The organism is Psychroserpens sp. SPM9 (genome assembly GCF_025153525.1).
In the GTDB taxonomy this organism is placed as follows: domain Bacteria; phylum Bacteroidota; class Bacteroidia; order Flavobacteriales; family Flavobacteriaceae; genus Psychroserpens.
On sequence record NZ_JANZNR010000002.1, the window covers coordinates 571,395 to 590,067 of the forward strand.

The window sequence follows — 18,673 nt, forward strand, 5'->3', positions numbered from 1 at the left end:
CGACTATTAATTTAGCTTAGTTCTCTTTCATTATTTTTATGAATAAATAATCTTATCTTTACATTTCAAAAGAAACATTAATCGTCATTTGGTATTGTAATCATGATACCAAATTATATATAACATTTCATGAGTTGTAACAGTTGCTCAACTGGAAAAGATGGACAACCCAAAGGATGCAAAAACAATGGAACTTGCGGCACAGATAGCTGTAATAAACTCACTGTTTTTGATTGGTTGGCCAATATGTCGTTACCACAAGGTCAAGAACCTTTTCTAGGTATTGAAGTACGTTTTAAAAACGGACGCAAACAATACTACAAAAACACAGAAAATTTAACACTAAGCATAGGAGATATCGTTGCTACCCAAGCAAAATCGGGTCATGATATTGGTATGGTAACCCTTACAGGAGAATTGGTAAGAGTGCAAATGAAGCGCAAAAAAATTGATATTAATGATGAGGAAAATGTTCTAAAAATATATAGAAAAGCCTCACAAAAAGATATCGATATTTGGTCTGCAGCAAGAGACAAAGAAGAACCTATGAAAGTCAAAGCAAGGCAGTTTGCCATTGACTTAAAGCTTAAAATGAAAATCTCAGATATCGAATATCAAGGTGATGCCAGTAAAGCCACATTTTACTACACAGCTGAAGAACGAGTCGATTTTAGAGAATTAATAAAAGTATTTGCCCGAGAGTTTAGAACCCGAATTGAAATGAAACAAGTTGGGTTTCGTCAAGAAGCTGCACGACTTGGTGGTATTGGTTCCTGCGGAAGGGAACTCTGTTGTTCCACATGGCTAACCGATTTTAGGTCTGTAAGCACTTCGGCAGCACGTTACCAGCAATTGTCATTAAATCCTTTGAAACTTGCAGGTCAATGTGGAAAACTAAAATGCTGTTTAAATTATGAATTAGATGCTTATCTGGACGCTTTAAAAGCGTTTCCTAAAACCGAAACCAGATTGTATACTGAAAAAGGGAAAGCTGTATGTCAAAAAACAGACATTTTTAAAGGTCATATGTGGTATGCCTATGAAGGCGAATGGATGAATTGGCATAAATTAACGACAGATCAAGCCAATGAAATTATTGATAAAAATAAACGGAAAGAAAAAGTTGCAAGCCTAGAAGAATATGCTTCAGAACTTATCGAAGATACTAAAACAGAGTTTGAAAACGTTGTTGGTCAAGATAGTTTAACACGTTTCGATAATCCAAAACGCAAAAAGAAACGTAGAAATAATAGAGGGAAACAAAGACGGCATAACAAAAAACCAAATAACAGTAATGCAAAAAAGTAACTATTGGGTCATTGGTTTAGTTATCTTAATAATAGTGACATCTTGTGATTCAAACCGAGTGTTTGATGAATACAAATCGGTGCCCAACCAATGGAATAAAGACAATAAAATTGAATTTAAGGTGACGCCTCCAGACTCAATAAAGGCTTATAATTTGTTTGTTAATTTAAGAAATACAGACGCTTATAAATACAATAATTTGTTTCTTATTGTAGAGCTTAATTATCCTAACGGAAAAACTTTAAAAGATACTTTAGAATATAAAATGACTCATCCAGATGGTACTTTTTTAGGAACAGGATTTACAGATGTTAAAGAAAATAAATTGTGGTATAAAGGCTATGAAACGCCTTTTGTTTTTAATGAATCTGGAGAGTATACCGTCAATATACAACATGCGATGAGACAAAACGGAAATGTCTATGGCATCGATAATTTAGAAGGCATCACTGATGTTGGTTTTAGAATAGAGCATTCGCAAACTCATTGATTATGGCAAAAAAAACAGTAGCAAAAAAGAAGCCTACTAAGGCTAAAACTCAAGACTTTTCAAAATATATTAAACGCTTCTGGATGCTATTTGGAGGTGGTGTTTTTGCATTCTTTTTTATGTTTCTCTTAGCGTCTTGGGGACTTTTAGGAGAAATGCCAGATCACACCATTCTAGAAAACCCTAAAACATTTTTAGCCACCGAAATCATTTCTTCAGACAATAAAACGCTGGGGAAATTTTATCTAGACGATAACAGAACACCTGTAGATTATGAAGAGCTGCCAAAACAACTCGTCGATGCCTTAGTCGCTACCGAAGATATTAGACATTACGAACATGCAGGTATTGATTTTAGAGGGACTATGAGAGCTATTGTAAAAATGGGTCGTGGTGGTGGAGCCAGTACTATTTCGCAACAATTGGCAAAGCAATTATTTACCAAGCAGGTCTCTTCTAATAAAATTCAACGTGTTTTTCAAAAAGTTAGAGAATGGGTTATTGCCATCCGTTTAGAACGCCAGTATACCAAAGAAGAAATTATTGCGATGTATTTCAATATTTATGACTTCGGAAACAATGCCGATGGTATTCGTAGTGCGTCACGTATTTACTTTGGAAAAGAACCTAAAGATTTGGAACTTAAAGAATCGGCTATGCTCGTTGGGATGTTTAAAAATTCATCCTTATACAATCCGAGACCGCATCGCAATCCGGAAGGTGTTAAAAACAGACGTAATGTGGTATTAGCTCAAATGAACAAATATGAGTACATCACTGAAGCCGTTAAAGACAGTCTTCAGCAAACAGAATTAGATTTAAACTATTCACCAGAATCTCACCGTGAAGGTACTGCAACTTATTTTAGAGCATACTTAGATAAATTCATGAAAGACTGGATAAAAAACAATCCCAAACCAGATGGTTCGAGGTATAATTTATATAATGACGGACTCAAAATATACACGACTATAGATTCGCGAATGCAAACCTATGCCGAAGAAGCTGTAGGTCGTCATATGCCTAGACTTCAAGCAGAGTTTGATAATCAAAATACGCCAGATCGTAACAAAACAGCACCATTTCTTGACCTCGACCCTCAAGAGATCAAAGATTTAATGAATTCGAGCATGAAACGCTCAGAACGCTGGAGAGTGATGAAAGCTCAAGGTAAATCTGAAAAGGATATCAAAGCCTCTTTTGAAAAACCGACACAAATGAGCATTTTCGCTTGGAAAGATGGCCAGCCAAGTGAAATAGATACGATTATGAAGCCTATCGATTCTATGCGTTACTACAAATCGTTTTTACAACCTGGCATGATGTCTATGGACCCGCAAACAGGCCATGTCAAGGCTTGGGTTGGCGGTATGAATTTTAGACATTTTCAGTATGACCATGTAAAACTGGGGAAACGACAAGTAGGCTCTACTTTTAAACCCTTTGTGTATGCGACAGCCATAGATCAATTACATTTATCACCTTGTGATACCTTACCAAGACAACAAATCACAATAGAAGCTGGTAAGTATGGAAACCCTGATCCTTGGACAACCAAAAATTCATCTGGTCGCTATGACGGTTTTCTCACGCTTAAAGACGCTTTAGCAAATTCAGTAAATACCATTACTGCTAGATTAATGGATAAAGTTGGACCACAACCTATAGTTGATATGGCTAGAAATTTAGGTATCGATTCTGAAATTCCTGCTGTTCCAGCAATTGCATTAGGTACACCAGATATAAGTGTCTACGAAATGGTAGCCGCTTATGCTACGTTTGCCAATAAAGGGGTGTATAATAAACCTGTAATGGTCACACGTATTGAAGATAAAAACGGAACCGTATTGTATCAATTTACTCCAGAAACTAAAGATGTTTTAAGTGCTGAAGTGGCCTATACAACGGTAAACTTAATGCAAGGTGTAGTAGAATCTGGTTCGGGAAGCCGATTGAGAGATAGCTGGAGAGCCAACCAAACTTTATATAAAGAAATTATTACAGGCTACCCATACGAACTAACAAACCCTATCGCAGGAAAAACAGGAACCACACAAAATCAAAGTGACGGATGGTTTATGGGCATGGTTCCCAATTTGGTTACAGGTGTTTGGGTTGGTGCCGAAGATAGAGCAGCGCATTTCAGACATATTTCTTATGGACAAGGTGCTTCTATGGCTTTACCAATTTGGGGAATGTATATGAAGGCTTGCTATGGAGATGAAGAATTAGGAATTTCTAAAGGAAACTTTGAAAAACCTGCAGACCTCTCTATAGAAGTAGATTGTGCAAAATGGAAAGGTAATGGCGAAGAAGGTACCGATCCTTCTGATGAATTAGATGGTGTATTGGATTTTTAAAGCCTCTATTTTATAATAATATATTTGGGCCATTCATTTTTGAATGGCTTTTTTATGTCGTAATTCTAATGTCATTTTGAGCGTGGTCACTAAGCGAAGTCGAAGTGTAACGAAGAATTGTTTTAAAACTTGTAAAACCTTATAGATTTCATTTTAATACTATTACTTTTATGCAACAACTAGTTGTCATTCCACATTTGATACGGAATCCATTTCATAAATTTAGATTTCTATATATCAATAATTGTATTATCTTTTGTCAATGTTAACAGTTTTAAATTTGTAGATTATTTACTACGATTGACTTTCAAGAGTTTTTTAAATATCCAAACGAAAAACTGTTAAAATAGAAGGTGAATACTTACTTTAAATTACGGTTTTTCCGTAGTCTGTAATCATAGCAGTAGTTTGCTAATCTAAAATCACCTAAAAAACTTATTCACAGCGATTTAGTTAAAAATTAACATAAACTATTTTCTCAATTTTTTTTTTTTTTTTGTAGGTTTACAAAGTTGAAAGTAATAATTTGAGTTATTTGCAAAGTCGCTCATTTGTTGCACCAACAATATAGATTAATCTACAACCAACGTTGGTTTTTTTAATGACTTTGCTCCTTTGGCTTTGCAACCAAGACTTTGTAATTTTTAGACTTTGCTTTAATTATGTATTAACCACTACTTGTGATAAATATATCAATATCGTGAGTAAAAAATTATGAGTTATGATAAAATTTTTTAGTGTATTTGTATTCCTTACAATGAGCATTTTTTCAAATAGTAGTTTTGATTCTATTGAAGTTCAGTCAGATATAGAATGTGTTAAGTATGGAACAAGAGCCATGAATGCAGAGTATCAAGCCTATGGTTTTGCAAATAATGAAGAGGTTCAAGAGGCATATCAGTATTATTACAATGCCTGTGTTTCGGCAGGAGGTGCAGATAATATTTTAGACCCAGTATTTATGTAGTTATGAATAAATATTTAACACACGTATTATTAATTTCTATTTTTTTAATGTCTTGTGAAGCTCTCTTTTCACAAGACATTTCTAACGTTAAAGTTTTTTACAATAAGCACATGAAAAGTCTAAAGGACACTTCAGGTGCAGCGCCTAAGCAACTAAAGGACTTATCTTATATTCTAATTGCGAATTCGACGGAATCCACTTTTGCTTTTGAAAAAAGAATGGACATGGACAATTTCTCAAATAAAAGACATATTGGTAGATCAGGTGGAGATGGATTGTATTATAAGAACATAAAGACAAAAGAAAAATTACACCAAAAAAAGTACGGGGGAAAATTGTTTTTGATTTCTTACGATGTTAACACTTACAACTGGAAAATTCATAAAGAATATAAAATAATTGGAAAATACAAGTGTTATAAGGCATCAACATCCTATTCTTTTCATTCAAAATTAATGGACAAAACCTATCAAGTTAATATTACCGCTTGGTTTACACCGGAAATATCTGTTCCTTTTGGTCCAGCAGGATATGATGGTTTGCCAGGTCTAGTTCTTGAGGCTCAAATAGGAGGTTATTATTTTGTGGCCTCAAAAATTGAGTTAAACGCAAAAAAAGTAACCATAGAAAAGCCTGAAAAAGGTAAAAAGGTTACGAATAAAGAATATGACGATATAGTTCAAAATTCTATAGACAACTAGTTAAATGATTATTGGCTATGGTTTTTTTGACCTATTTAAAAGGTTTTTGTTAATACTCATATTTCTAACCTGCAATTTAAATTTTTCTCAAACGGTATTAGTTTTTGGTAAAGTAACAGACGCTACCAAAAGACCATTAAATTATACCAACATCCTTGCCATCCCTGAGGCAAGTGACCAAGAGGTGCGCTTTGCGGTTACCGAAAACGATGGCTCTTACAAACTCGGCCTTGAGAAAGGCCAAAGCTATAAAATTACCGTAAGCTATTTGGGCTATAAGTCGCAGACCATAGACCTAACGGCTACAGAGGATGTGGTCAAGAATTTCGTGCTTGTCGATAACCCAGACCAGCTCGATGAGGTAACCCTAAATTATACACCTCCTGTTTCTGTAAAAAAAGACACCATCACCTATAACGTAGACAGCTTTAAAACAGGTGAGGAGCGCAAGTTGCGCGAAGTGCTCAAAAAACTGCCAGGCGTTGAGGTGGATCGTGCAGGTAACGTAACAGTACAGGGCAAGAAAGTTACCAAGGTACTCGTTGAAGACAAAACCTTTTTTACGGGAGACAGTAAGTTGGCAGTAAACAACATCCCAGCAGATGCGGTCGATAAGGTCGAGATACTGGATAATTACAATGAGGTCGCCATGCTCAAGAACCTACAGGACTCTGAGGACATGGCAATGAACATCAAACTCAAGGAAGACAAGAAGAAGTTTGCCTTTGGTGATGTAGAGCTTGGTGCAGGCATCAAGGAACGCTATCTTATCCATCCTAATCTCTTTTATTATAGCCCAAAGACAAATGTGAACTTTATTGGAGACCTCAACAACCAAGGCATCAAGAGCTTTACCTTTAGGGACTATCTTGATTTTGAGGGTGGTTTTGGGAAATTGCTAAACGATGTTGGTGGCTACATCAACTTATTGAACAGCGATTTTGCGCAATACCTCAATGATCAAGACTTTACTGCAAACACCAACCAGTTTGGAGCACTCAACATAAGGCATGCCATAAGCAACAAAACAGACATTGGAGGCTACATCATAGCATCCAGTTCAAAAACCGAGACGCAAAACAATACGCTCAACGAATATCTTAGTTCAAGCGAGCCTTTTATCGAGGAACGAACCACAGCAAATAAAGTCAACAATTTTTTCACCATTGGCAAGCTAACGGTAGATTACAGCCCAGATTTTAATGAGGACCTATCCTATAACAGCTTTGTCAAGGTGAGCAACAATGGTGTAGATGGTCTGATAACAACCATTAATCCTTCGCAAAACAACTCAATAAACACAATTTCATCGATTAAGGGATTAAACCTAAAACAAAACGTTAGCTATAGCAGAAAGCTTTCAAAAGCGCACACGGCAACCTTAGAGGCAACGTATAGCTTTCAAAATGATAGACCGATTACCCAATGGTTGACCAACCAGCAGATATTACAAGGTTTGATTCCCTTGGAAGACGATACCATTTATAATATCCTTCAGACGAAACGCTCCAACTCGCATTCGGCAAATGCCATAGTGAAGGACTATTGGGTGCTTAACAACTTTAACCACCTTTACACAGCCTTTGGCTGTAATATTGCATTTACCGATTTTGAGAATCAGGATCTGCAACAATTGACCAATGGTGACACAAACAATTTCAGTACTGCTGGTTTTGGCAACGACTTTGGATATAATTTTATAGACACATTTATTGGTCTGGAGTACAAGTTCCAGATTGGGATTACGACATTCAAGCCCATGCTGTATGCGCACTTTTACAATTGGAACACCAAACAGTTTGAAGAGCGCTTTTCAAATAGAAAAGCGCTATTGTTGCCAAAGTTCACCACCAAGGTGGAGTTCAACAACAGCGAAAAGCTCAATTTTAGGTATCAGTTAAACGCAAGATTTCCTAGTATAAACAGGCTGGCGAACAATTTTATGCTGTCCAGTTTCAACAGTGTTTTTAGAGGTAATACCACTTTGGAGAACCAACTGTACCATACGGTAAGCTTGAGTTATTATAAGTTTAGCCTGTTTAGAGGAATGAATTTTAACGTGAGCACCAATTTCAACAAACGCATAAAGACCCTAAAAGCGGTAACACAGCTTCAGGGCATCGAGCAATTTTCCACACAGATTCTATTTGATTTACATGAACACAACTGGAGCATTAGCAGCCGACTTTCAAAAAAGATCAAAAAAGTGAAGTTCAACTTAAGCGCCAGGTTTGGTTATAGCGATTTTTATCAGATATTGAACGAGCAGACCAATCTCAATATCTCAAAGACGATATCCTCTACACTAAGTTTTGAGACCTCTTTTAAAAATCATCCAAATATTGAAGTCGGTTATACCAAGGATTTTAATAACTACAGGTCGTTTGGAGAACCGAACAAGTTTGAAAACGATCGTTTTTTTATGTTTTTGGAGTATAACTTTTTAAGGGACTTTATCTTCAAGGCATATTACAGTTACGATGCGTATGCCAACAAGAGCCAAAACATTAACAATACTTTCGATACGGCCAATGCATCACTATTTTATCAGGTTGAGGACAGTCCTTGGGGATTTGAGATCAATGCGACCAACTTGTTCAATGTGGGCTTCAAGCAACAGAACGCGTTCAATAGTTTTTTGATAAGCGATAGCAGGACATTTATCCTTCCAAGGATAGTGATGTTTAAGCTTGCCTATAAGTTTTAGCAAACCTTAAAACTTTATGTCATGGGTCAAGAGTAAAATCTTCATATCACATTATAAAAATGATAAGCCATTCGTTTTTGAATGGCTTTTTTATGTCGTAATTCTAATGTCATTTTGAGCGTGGTCACTAAGCGAAGTCGAAGTGTAACGAAGAATTGTTTTAAAACTTGTAAAACCTTAGAGATTTCATTTTAATACTATTACTTTTATGCAACAACTAGTAGTCATTCCACATTTGATACGGAATCCATTTCATGAATTTAGATTTCTATATATCAATAATTGTATTTTCTTTTGTCAATGTTAACAGTTTTTCTGTAGTCTGTAATCGTAGCAGTAGTTAGTTGAGTAAAAATTATCTAAAAAACCTATTCACAGCGATTTAGTTAAAAATTAACATAAACTATTTTCTCAACTGTTTTTTTTGTAGGTTTACAAGGTTGAAAGTAATAATTTGAGTTATTTGCAAAGTCGCTCATTTGTTGCACCAACGATATAGATTAATCTACAACCAACGTTGGTTTTTTTAATGACTTTGTTCCTTTGGCTTTGCAACCAAGACTTTATGATTTTTAGACTTTGCGTTAATCAAATTATTAACCAATCCATGTAATTTAAAACATGGTTTAAACTTTAGAAATTATTAAAAAAATGTATAGCGTTTTGGCGGTTGAATTGTTTATGTCTACTAGTTCTTTTAGTGAGCAAAATTTTGACCCAGATAGCCCAACAACATGCGAAGAATGTATGGGTTTAGCTCAGTCTTATGAAAATCTTGCACTTTTCTTAGGTTTTTCACAAGCAAGAGCATATGAGATAGGAAATAATAGGTATGATGCTTGTGTTAATCAGGTTGATAAGTATCATGCGGCTATACAAGGCTAATAAAATAAATAAAAACTCATGAACAAATTTGTTTATCTTTTAATAACTTTTTTATTCACTAATTACGTGTATTCTCAACACATAGAAGTTGATTACAAGATTATTACATTGGAATTGCAGAAAATTAATGAAGTCAAAGATATTCCTGATAGTGTAATTGAGTCTATGAAAGAGTCTTTTGAACTTATAAAATCTATTAAAATGGTTTTAAATGCATCAAAAACTGAATCTTATTTTTTTTCCAATACCAAACTGGCAAATGATGCAAATTCTGAAAATTTTAGAATGGCGCAAATTATGATAGGTAGTAATGATGTTTATCATTCAAATTTATTAAAGAATAAGACGAAAAGGTATTTTACAGCCTATGGAGAAAAATTGATTATGGAAACCAGTATTAAAAAATTAAACTGGATTTTAACAAAAGAAACCAAGACTATTAGTGGATATTTGTGTTATAAGGCAGAGACCAATTATTTGATAAAAAACTCGCTAGGTTCTTTTAATAAAAAAATTATAGCCTATTACACACCAGAGATAAACTATAGATTTGGACCCAAAGGTTTTTGTGGGCTTCCTGGACTTATTTTAGAATTGCAAGATGATAAATTTGTTTATGTAGTTGAAAATATCAAATTTAAGAAAGAAAACCTTAAATTAAAGAAACTTCCGAAAGGTAAAATTGTTACTGAAGATGAATTAAATAAAATTGGAGATAAAATAAAAGAAAACAGAAAATGGTAAATGTACATTAAATTGTTATTTTTATCTTACCCTCAAGATATAGCTATTACTGGAAAGGTAATGGCGAAGAAGGTACCGATCCTTCTGATGAATTAGATGGTGTATTGGATTTTTAAAGCCTCTATTTTATAATAATATATTTGAGCCATTCATTTTTGAATGGCTTTTTTATTTCGTAATTTTCCATGTGTAAATTAATAACAAATGATTAGTAAAAAAGTAGCTAATGTTCAAGACGCTTTAAAAGGTGTCAAAGATAATATGACCTTTATGTTTGGTGGTTTTGGACTCTCTGGAATACCTGAAAATTCGATAGCAGAATTAGTGCGTTTAGGAACCAAAGGACTTAAATGTATCTCCAACAATGCAGGTGTAGACGATTTTGGTTTAGGCTTATTATTACAAGGCAAACAAATTGACAAAATGACCTCCTCTTATGTTGGTGAAAATGATGAGTTTGAACGCCAAATGTTATCTGGTGAACTCGAAGTTGAATTGATTCCACAAGGGACTCTTGCCGAACGTTGCAGAGCAGCACAAGCAGGTTTTCCGGCAGTTTATACGCCTGCTGGTTATGGAACAGAAGTCGCCGAAGGAAAAGAAACCAGAGAATTTGATGGTAAAATGTACGTTTTAGAATATGCGTTTAAAGCCGATTTTGCTTTTGTAAAAGCCTGGAAAGGTGACGAAGCCGGAAACCTTATTTTTAAAGGAACGGCTCGTAACTTTAATCCCAATATGTGTGGCGCTGCAAAAATTACAGTTGCTGAGGTTGAAGAGTTAGTACCAGTTGGCACACTCGATCCAAATCAAATTCATATTCCTGGGATTTTTGTTAAGCGTATATTTCAAGGAGCACAGTACGAAAAGCGAATCGAACAACGAACAGTAAGACAAAGAAATTAATTATGTTAGATAAAAACGGAATTGCAAAACGCATCGCAAAAGAAGTTCAAGATGGTTACTATGTGAATCTCGGTATCGGAATTCCAACCTTAGTTGCTAATTATGTGCGTGATGATATTGAGGTGGAGTTTCAAAGTGAAAATGGTGTTTTAGGTATGGGACCATTTCCTTTTGAAGGTGAAGAGGATGCCGATATTATAAACGCAGGAAAACAAACCATTACTACCTTACCAGGCGCCAGTTTTTTTGATTCGGCTACTAGTTTTTCTATGATTCGAGGTCAGCATGTCGATTTAACTATTCTTGGCGCTATGGAAGTTGCCGAAAACGGTGATATTGCCAATTGGAAAATTCCTGGGAAAATGGTAAAAGGTATGGGAGGTGCTATGGATTTAGTAGCAAGTGCCGAAAATATAATTGTAGCCATGATGCATACCAATAGAGCAGGTGCTTCGAAGTTATTGAAACAATGCTCTCTGCCTTTAACCGGAGTTGGCTGTGTAAAAAAAGTGGTCACCAATTTGGCTGTTTTAGAAGTAACCAGCCAAGGATTTAAACTTTTGGAACGTGCTCCAGGTGTCTCGGTTGATGAAATTAAGAATGCTACCGATGGTGCTTTAATTATTGAAGGGGATATTCCTGAAATGGATTTATAACAGAGCACAACATATAATAGTATATGCCACTCATTTGAGTGGCTTTTTTTATGTCAAAGAAAGATTTAATTTCGAAATATTTGTAAGAAAAATCTATTAAAATTAAGTTAAATGTTAAAATATTATGTATTTCATCGATTTATTATGTCATTTAACTGATTTTTTAAAAATAAGTTTCATATTAGCAAAACCAAATCGAAATAACCTAATTAACCAAATTTACTAAAAACACTTACGAATTGATTTTGCCCCAAATCTATCGTAAACTTTTAATCGAAATGAACTTTTTTGCCCCAAATCTACCTAAACCTACAAGTACCGAAAACAAGTTAGTCACTGGTTTTCAAAACACATTAAGATTGCTCAAAAATATCTTAACCCTAACTAAAAAAATATTCATGCTATAATCCTTTTGGAATAGCATGAATAAGTTTTTTAGTGTATGCCTTTTCTGGATTGCTGTAAATTAAATCGGCATCTCCCATTTCTTCAATTTTACCTTTATTCATAACCACAAGTTGGTCTGACATGTATTTAACAACGGCTAAATCATGTGAGATAAATATATAGGTAAACCCAAAGTTAGCTTTCAATTCATTAAGAAGATTCAAGACTTGAGCTTGAACCGAAATATCCAAAGCAGAAACCGATTCGTCACAAATAATAAGTTGCGGTTCAAGCGCAATAGCTCTGGCGATTCCTATGCGCTGACGTTGTCCGCCAGAAAATTCATGCGGATAACGATTAAAATAACTCTCATCGAGTCCTACTTTTAAAAGCAATTCTAAGACTTTCAGCTTTCTATCTGCTTCAGAGTCCCCAATGCCGTGAACTTTCATAGGCTCCATAATGGCTTTACCAACTGTGAGCCTTGGATTTAACGACGCATAAGGATCTTGAAATATAATCTGAATGTCTTTTCTAAGTTTTCGTTCTTCAGATTTGGAGAGTTTTGTAATATCTCTTCCGTTATAAAGAATAGTTCCCGAAGTCGCTTTATTAAGTTGCAGAATAGCATTAGAAAGTGTTGATTTTCCGCAGCCAGATTCACCAACTAAACCCAAGGTTTCGCCTTTGTATAATTTGAACGACACCCTATCAACAGCTTTAAATGATTCAGGTTTAGACCACCATCCAGAGGTTGATAAAAACTCTTTTTCAAGATCAATCACCTCTAAAAGGGGGTCTTGTGCATATATTTTTTTCTGAATTTGAGCTCGTTCTTCTGAAGTTATAAGTTCAGAATTAGCTGTATTATTTATATAGTCGTTTATTGTTGGCAATTGCTTTAACCTTCGGTCCATTGAAGGTCTAGAGTTAATTAGCGCCTTTGTATAAGTGTGTTTTGGAGATTTAAAAATTTGAGTAACATCACCTTGTTCAACAATAGTACCTTTATACATCACCATAATGCGATCTGCAATTTCTGATACCAATGACAAGTCATGTGAAATAAATATAATACTCATTTGCTTGTCTTTTTGCAGCTGTTTTAAAAGTAGAATAATATCTTTTTGTACAGTAACATCTAGGGCCGTTGTGGGTTCATCAGCAATTAATACTTTAGGTTGGCAAGCAATAGCCATCGCAATCATCACCCGTTGTTTTTGTCCGCCAGAAATCTCATGAGGATACGCACTGTAAACACGTTCGGGAGATGGAAGTTTTACATTTTCAAAAAGTGCTAATGTTTCTGCTTTAGCTTCGGTTTTAGATAGTGTTGTATGCTGAAGCAAAATTTCTAAGACTTGTTTTCCGCAGGTCATTGACGGATTTAAAGAACTCATGGGTTCTTGAAATATCATGGCAATCTCATTTCCGCGTATCTTCTGAAACTGCTTAGAGTTTAATGTTGTTAAATCGTGTTGATTAAACTCTATCGCGCCTTGAGAGATTTTTGAAATACCCTTCGGAAGTAATCCTAAAATAGCTAAAGACGATACTGATTTTCCAGAACCTGATTCACCAACAATACCAAGAATCTCATTTGGATATAAATGATAAGAAATATTGTGAATGATTTCATTTTCTACACCTTCTGAAGAAAAAGAAATTGAAAGGTTTTTTATAGCGAGCAATTTTGAGTTTTGCATAGGTAAATGTAGTCATTTTCTGTTCTCAATTTACGGAAAAACCGTAAGCTTTTTTTTTATTCGTGCACTTCAACGAAAACGTTATAGTTAAATTTTGTTATTAACAAAATTTTAATACTTTCAGCTAATTTTTAAAGACAAATAACTTAAAATTTTACTAATTAGTATGAAAAAAAACTATTTAAATGGTGTTTATTTAATGGTGTTCATGTTGTCAGTTCTAACAGCATATTCACAAACCAGTCCTCAAAAAGAACAAATTATTAGCCGTTATGATCAACAAGCTATCCAAGATTTAAGCAAAAGACTAGAGCAGGAAGCCAAAGCTGAAAAGGTTAGAGCTAACCTATTAGCAATACAAAATGGTTGGCCTTTAATTATTAAAAATGAAGATTACTATATGGAACTCCAAAAAGTAACTTCGGATGGCAAGCCCATATATTATAGAACATTTAATGTTAGTGCAGCAAGGTCTACTAGAGCAAATCACTTAAACTCTGGAGGTTCTTTAGGACTCAATTTAGATGGTCAGAATATGACCGCCCACGTTTGGGATGGTGGTTTAGCACGAACCACACATCAAGAATATGATGGACCAGGCGGTAATAATAGGTTTTCTATTGGCGATGGTACAACCGCTTTACATTATCATTCAGCGCACGTCACGGGAACTATAATTGCTTCAGGTGTAGTCGCTAATGCAAAAGGAATGGCACCACAAGCAAGTGCTGTAGGTTATGATTGGAATAATGATACCTCCGAAGCAACATCAGCATCAGGAAATGGGATGTTAATTTCAAATCATTCTTATGGTTTTGCAGCTAGAAACCCAAATACAGGTCAACCATGGTTACCTGATTATTATTTTGGAGGCTATATCACAGAATCAAGAGATTGGGATGAAATCATGTACAATGCACCTTATTTTTTAATGGTAGTTGCAGCTGGAAATGATGGTTCTGATAATTCGGCTAATGGAGCGCCTCTAGATGGGAATGCTTCTTATGATAAACTTTCTGGCCATGCCACATCTAAAAACAATATGGTTGTTGCGAATGCGCAGGACGCCAACATAGATGCTAATGGAAATTTAATTAGTGTGACTATTAACAGTAGTAGTAGTGAAGGTCCAACAGATGATTATAGAATTAAGCCTGATATCACAGGTAACGGGACTTCAGTATATTCAACTTACGAATCTAGTAATACGGCTTATAATAGTATTACAGGAACTTCAATGGCTTCGCCTAATGTCGCTGGATCCTTATTATTACTTCAACAACATGCCAATAACGTCAATGGTAACTATATGAGAGCCGCAACTTTAAAAGGATTAGCGCTTCATACCGCAGACGATGCAGGGACTAATGGACCTGATGCAATTTATGGTTGGGGATTAATGAATACCAAACGTGCAGCAGAAGCAATCACCAATAATGGAAACGAATCTAAAATTGAAGAATTGACTTTATCTAATGGTCAATCTTACCAAATTACAGTAGATTCTGATGGGATTAACGATTTATATGCTTCAATTTCTTGGACAGACAGAGCGGGAACTGCTACAACTACAGCCAATTCAAACAATGCTGTTTTAGTCAATGATTTAGATATTAGAGTAACAAAAGGCGGAACAACCTATACACCTTGGAGATTAACCGGAGTTACAACTAATGGTCAAGGAGATAATAATAAAGATCCTTATGAAAGAGTAGATGTCGCAAATGCTTCAGGAACCTATACAATTACAATTACACACAAAGGCACTTTAACTGGTGGAAGCCAAAACTACTCGTTGATTGTTACAGGTTTATCTGGAACGCCAATTGTTTGTAATGCAACAACTCCTGCAGGTGTGTCAATTGATGGCTTTGGGTCGTCAACTGCAACGGTATCATGGGATGTTGTGGCTGGAGCGTCTTACGATTTCAGATATCGCCAGGTTGGAAGCTCATCATGGATAACCGCTTCTGTTTCTGGAACAACAACGTCTTTAACAGGTTTAACTCCTGAGACAACTTATGAAGTTCAAGTACGAAGTGAATGTCCAGATAGTTCAACGTCATCATACTCCAGTTCAGTCAGCTTTACAACGACTGAAGTCCAACTCAACTATTGTGCTTCCGCAAGTACAAATGTAAATGACGAATATATAAGTCGTGTACAATTAGGTAGTATTGATAATGCATCAGGAGCTCAATTTTATTCAGATTTTACAAACCTTTCAACGAATCTTACTCAAGGTCAGAGTTATTCAATAACAGTAACGCCAACTTGGACAGGCACTACTTATGCTGAAGGCTATTCGGTTTGGATTGATTATAACCATGATGGTGATTTCACAGATTCTGGAGAACAAGTTTGGACACAAGCGGCTACACAAAATGCATCCGTAAGTGGAAGTTTTGTAATTCCGTCAGGAACATACATTGGTAATACGAGAATGCGAGTTTCAATGAAGTACAATGCAATTCCAACAGCATGTGAAAGCTTTACGTATGGAGAAGTTGAAGATTATACAGTAAATTTAGGAGGCGGAACTCCAGATACAACAGCACCAGTTATCACCTTAAACGGAGCTTCAACCATCAATCTTGAAGTCGGAGACACTTATAATGAATTAGGAGCTACTGCAACAGATAATATCGATGGAAACTTAACGTCGAGTATTGTCATTGGTGGTGATACTGTAAATACGAATAGCGCCGGAACTTATGTCGTCACCTATAATGTGAGTGATGCCGCAGGAAATAATGCGACTCAAGTGACCAGAACTGTAATTGTAACTCAGCCCGCAGATACCACTGCACCTGTGATTACATTAAATGGTGCTTCAACGATAAACCTTGAAGTAGGAGACACATATAATGAGTTAGGAGCGACGGCAACTGATAACGTTGATGGTGATTTAACCTCAAGTATCGTTATTACAGGAACGGTTAATACCAATTCTGCTGGTACTTATACCAGATACTATAACGTAAGTGATGCTGCAGGTAATAATGCAACACAACGTACAAGAACAGTTATCGTAACACAACCTTCAACTGGAGGATGCTCAGGTGGCGTCTCTTCATTTCCTTATACTGAAGGATTTGAAAATACTCTAGGGGCTTGGTCTCAAGGTTCGGGAGATGATTTTAACTGGACGTTACGATCTGGAACAACACCTTCAAGTAATACAGGACCTTCAAGTGCATCAGCGGGTTCTTATTATATATATATGGAGTCATCGTCACCTAATTATTCTACAAAGCGCGCTATTTTAAATTCGCCTTGTTATGATTTAAGTGCCGAAACGCAAGCAACGTTCTCATTCGATTACCATATGTATGGTGCATCATCTATGGGAAGTTTAAGCTTAGAAGCTAGTAGTGATAACGGAAACAACTGGACTTCAGTTTGGAGTGCTTCTGGTAACCAAGGTAATTCTTGGCAAAAAGCGGTCGTTGATTTGTCAGCTTATACAGGAAGCTCAGTTCAATTGAGATTCAACGGAATTACTGGAACGACTTGGCAAGGTGATATGGCTGTTGATGCTGTAAGCCTTACTTCAAGTGGAAGCTCTGGAGGAGATACAACTGTAACGTTAACCTTTGTATTTGATAACTATCCGGAAGAAACATCTTGGACTATTTTAGACGATAGTAATTCTACTGTTGCCTCAGGAGGAACTTATGGTTCTCAACCTGACGGTTCAACTTTAAATATTGATGTTGATTTGCCAGCAGGTTGTTATTCACTAGTGATAAATGATACTTATGGTGATGGAATTTGTTGTTCTTACGGAAACGGATCTTATGCATTAACCGATGGCGGAACCGTACTAGCTAGTGGAGGTTCTTTTACCAGTTCTGAAACGACTAGCTTCTGTGTTGGTGGAGCAACGAATGACTTTGGCTATACAACAACTTCAAGTGAAACGACTATCAATCAACTTAAGTTGTTTCCAAATCCTGTTAAAGAAACACTTAATGTATCATTATTAGGACTTGAAGCTCAGCATTATCAAGTTACAAACATGTTAGGACAAATTGTACTTAAAGGTACATTTACTGATGCTATTGATGTTTCAAGTTTAGAAAGTGGAATGTATATGCTTCAATTATCTATTGGAGATAAAACTAAAACTAAGCGATTCTTGAAAGACTAATCGTATAGTTATAACTTTTTTAAATTCAAAGTCCAGATGTCATGTCTGGACTTTTTTTATGTGCCTTATTGATAACAGAGTGATCACCTTATACTTCTTATAATCTGTTATTATATATACGCTTTTCTATATTATTGAAAATCAGAAACATATAGCATGTGTTAAAATTCTGTAATGCATTTCATCGGTTTTTTTTGCATTTTATGGAGTAAACTACAAATAAAGTAATATATTAGCAGCCTATAAATTAAATTAAATCTCTGCCAAATGAGAAAAATTACCTGCTCACTACTACTGTTGTTCGTCGTACAACACTTGTTTTCACAAGATATTTACAAAAGAGTTACTATTAATAATATAGATGATTCTGTAATCGAAATTTTAGATTACAGTGGTATTGACATGACTTGTGGTGCCATATTTGTAGATAATAAATTACAAATAGAACTCAGTGAAAATGAGTTAGAAGCCATATCAAATCAAGGGATTAGCTATACCGTTTTAATTGATGATTTAGTTCAATTTTATAGCAATCGTGCAATCACCGATCTTCCTCAGGCTCGTTTAGAGTTAAAACAAGACAAACTAATGTCGCAACAACTTGGAAGACATAGCGTTAGTGAGATTTTAAATAATGTTGGTCAATACGACGACTGTGACGAAATAGATTGGGCCACACCAGCCAACTGGAACTTAAACCCAA

The 18,673-nt window shown here is 35.5% G+C and carries 13 protein-coding genes; 12 read left to right on the forward strand and 1 reads right to left on the reverse strand.

What is annotated here, in order from left to right:
- The first annotated feature begins 129 nt into the window (after window positions 1-129).
- From N4270_RS06415 to N4270_RS06460, 10 genes are all read left to right on the forward strand, one after another.
- On the forward strand, window positions 130-1,308 hold the full coding sequence (locus tag N4270_RS06415; RefSeq protein WP_260096110.1) for a regulatory iron-sulfur-containing complex subunit RicT: 1,179 nt from the start codon (window positions 130-132) through the stop codon (window positions 1,306-1,308).
- A complete protein-coding gene (locus N4270_RS06420) occupies window positions 1,295-1,798 on the forward strand; it encodes a gliding motility lipoprotein GldH (RefSeq protein ID WP_260096111.1) in 504 nt (167 codons plus the stop codon). The genes N4270_RS06415 and N4270_RS06420 overlap by 14 nt, the downstream gene beginning before the upstream one ends.
- A 2-nt stretch (window positions 1,799-1,800) precedes the next feature.
- Entirely contained in the window at window positions 1,801-4,158 is a 2,358-nt protein-coding gene (locus tag N4270_RS06425; protein WP_260096112.1) for a penicillin-binding protein 1A, read from the forward strand.
- 721 nt (window positions 4,159-4,879) lie between these two features.
- The gene (locus N4270_RS06430) at window positions 4,880-5,125 is read left to right on the forward strand and encodes a hypothetical protein (protein WP_260096113.1); all 246 of its coding nucleotides are present in this window, start codon (window positions 4,880-4,882) and stop codon (window positions 5,123-5,125) included.
- A 2-nt stretch (window positions 5,126-5,127) separates the two neighbouring features.
- Window positions 5,128-5,826: a GLPGLI family protein gene (locus N4270_RS06435; protein ID WP_260096114.1), complete on the forward strand. Its 699-nt coding sequence runs from the start codon at window positions 5,128-5,130 to the stop codon at window positions 5,824-5,826.
- Window positions 5,827-5,830: 4 nt separating this feature from the next.
- Window positions 5,831-8,533: a carboxypeptidase-like regulatory domain-containing protein gene (locus N4270_RS06440; RefSeq protein WP_260096115.1), complete on the forward strand. Its 2,703-nt coding sequence runs from the start codon at window positions 5,831-5,833 to the stop codon at window positions 8,531-8,533.
- A gap of 681 nt (window positions 8,534-9,214) precedes the next feature.
- On the forward strand, window positions 9,215-9,418 hold the full coding sequence (locus tag N4270_RS06445; RefSeq protein ID WP_260096116.1) for a hypothetical protein: 204 nt from the start codon (window positions 9,215-9,217) through the stop codon (window positions 9,416-9,418).
- A gap of 18 nt (window positions 9,419-9,436) precedes the next feature.
- Entirely contained in the window at window positions 9,437-10,162 is a 726-nt protein-coding gene (locus N4270_RS06450; RefSeq protein WP_260096117.1) for a GLPGLI family protein, read from the forward strand.
- A 204-nt stretch (window positions 10,163-10,366) separates the two neighbouring features.
- Window positions 10,367-11,068, forward strand: a complete 702-nt coding sequence (locus N4270_RS06455) for a CoA transferase subunit A (RefSeq protein ID WP_260096118.1) — start codon at window positions 10,367-10,369, stop codon at window positions 11,066-11,068.
- Between the two features lie 2 nt (window positions 11,069-11,070).
- Window positions 11,071-11,724 (forward strand): CoA transferase subunit B, encoded by a 654-nt coding sequence (locus N4270_RS06460; RefSeq protein ID WP_260096119.1) that lies wholly within the window; start codon window positions 11,071-11,073, stop codon window positions 11,722-11,724.
- A 401-nt stretch (window positions 11,725-12,125) separates the two neighbouring features.
- Here the strand turns inward: N4270_RS06460 and N4270_RS06465 are convergent, their stop codons facing one another.
- Window positions 12,126-13,817: an ABC transporter ATP-binding protein gene (locus tag N4270_RS06465; protein WP_260096120.1), complete on the reverse strand. Its 1,692-nt coding sequence runs from the start codon at window positions 13,815-13,817 to the stop codon at window positions 12,126-12,128.
- A 166-nt stretch (window positions 13,818-13,983) separates the two neighbouring features.
- Between N4270_RS06465 and N4270_RS06470 the strand changes: the two genes are divergently transcribed.
- Window positions 13,984-17,970, forward strand: a complete 3,987-nt coding sequence (locus tag N4270_RS06470; RefSeq protein WP_260096121.1) for an immunoglobulin-like domain-containing protein — start codon at window positions 13,984-13,986, stop codon at window positions 17,968-17,970.
- Window positions 17,971-18,237: 267 nt separating this feature from the next.
- Window positions 18,238-18,673, forward strand: a 436-nt coding sequence (locus N4270_RS06475) for a hypothetical protein (protein WP_260096122.1), incomplete at its 3' end; no start/stop codon positions are given.

Coding starts and splice junctions, on each gene's coding strand:
- N4270_RS06435 (WP_260096114.1), top strand. CDS start 5,128: ATGAATAAATATTTAACACACGTATTATTAATTTCTATTTTTTTAATG.
- N4270_RS06465 (WP_260096120.1), bottom strand. CDS start 13,817: ATGCAAAACTCAAAATTGCTCGCTATAAAAAACCTTTCAATTTCTTTT.
- N4270_RS06425 (WP_260096112.1), top strand. CDS start 1,801: ATGGCAAAAAAAACAGTAGCAAAAAAGAAGCCTACTAAGGCTAAAACT.
- N4270_RS06415 (WP_260096110.1), top strand. CDS start 130: ATGAGTTGTAACAGTTGCTCAACTGGAAAAGATGGACAACCCAAAGGA.
- N4270_RS06450 (WP_260096117.1), top strand. CDS start 9,437: ATGAACAAATTTGTTTATCTTTTAATAACTTTTTTATTCACTAATTAC.
- N4270_RS06460 (WP_260096119.1), top strand. CDS start 11,071: ATGTTAGATAAAAACGGAATTGCAAAACGCATCGCAAAAGAAGTTCAA.
- N4270_RS06420 (WP_260096111.1), top strand. CDS start 1,295: ATGCAAAAAAGTAACTATTGGGTCATTGGTTTAGTTATCTTAATAATA.
- N4270_RS06430 (WP_260096113.1), top strand. CDS start 4,880: ATGATAAAATTTTTTAGTGTATTTGTATTCCTTACAATGAGCATTTTT.
- N4270_RS06445 (WP_260096116.1), top strand. CDS start 9,215: ATGTCTACTAGTTCTTTTAGTGAGCAAAATTTTGACCCAGATAGCCCA.
- N4270_RS06455 (WP_260096118.1), top strand. CDS start 10,367: ATGATTAGTAAAAAAGTAGCTAATGTTCAAGACGCTTTAAAAGGTGTC.
- N4270_RS06440 (WP_260096115.1), top strand. CDS start 5,831: ATGATTATTGGCTATGGTTTTTTTGACCTATTTAAAAGGTTTTTGTTA.
- N4270_RS06470 (WP_260096121.1), top strand. CDS start 13,984: ATGAAAAAAAACTATTTAAATGGTGTTTATTTAATGGTGTTCATGTTG.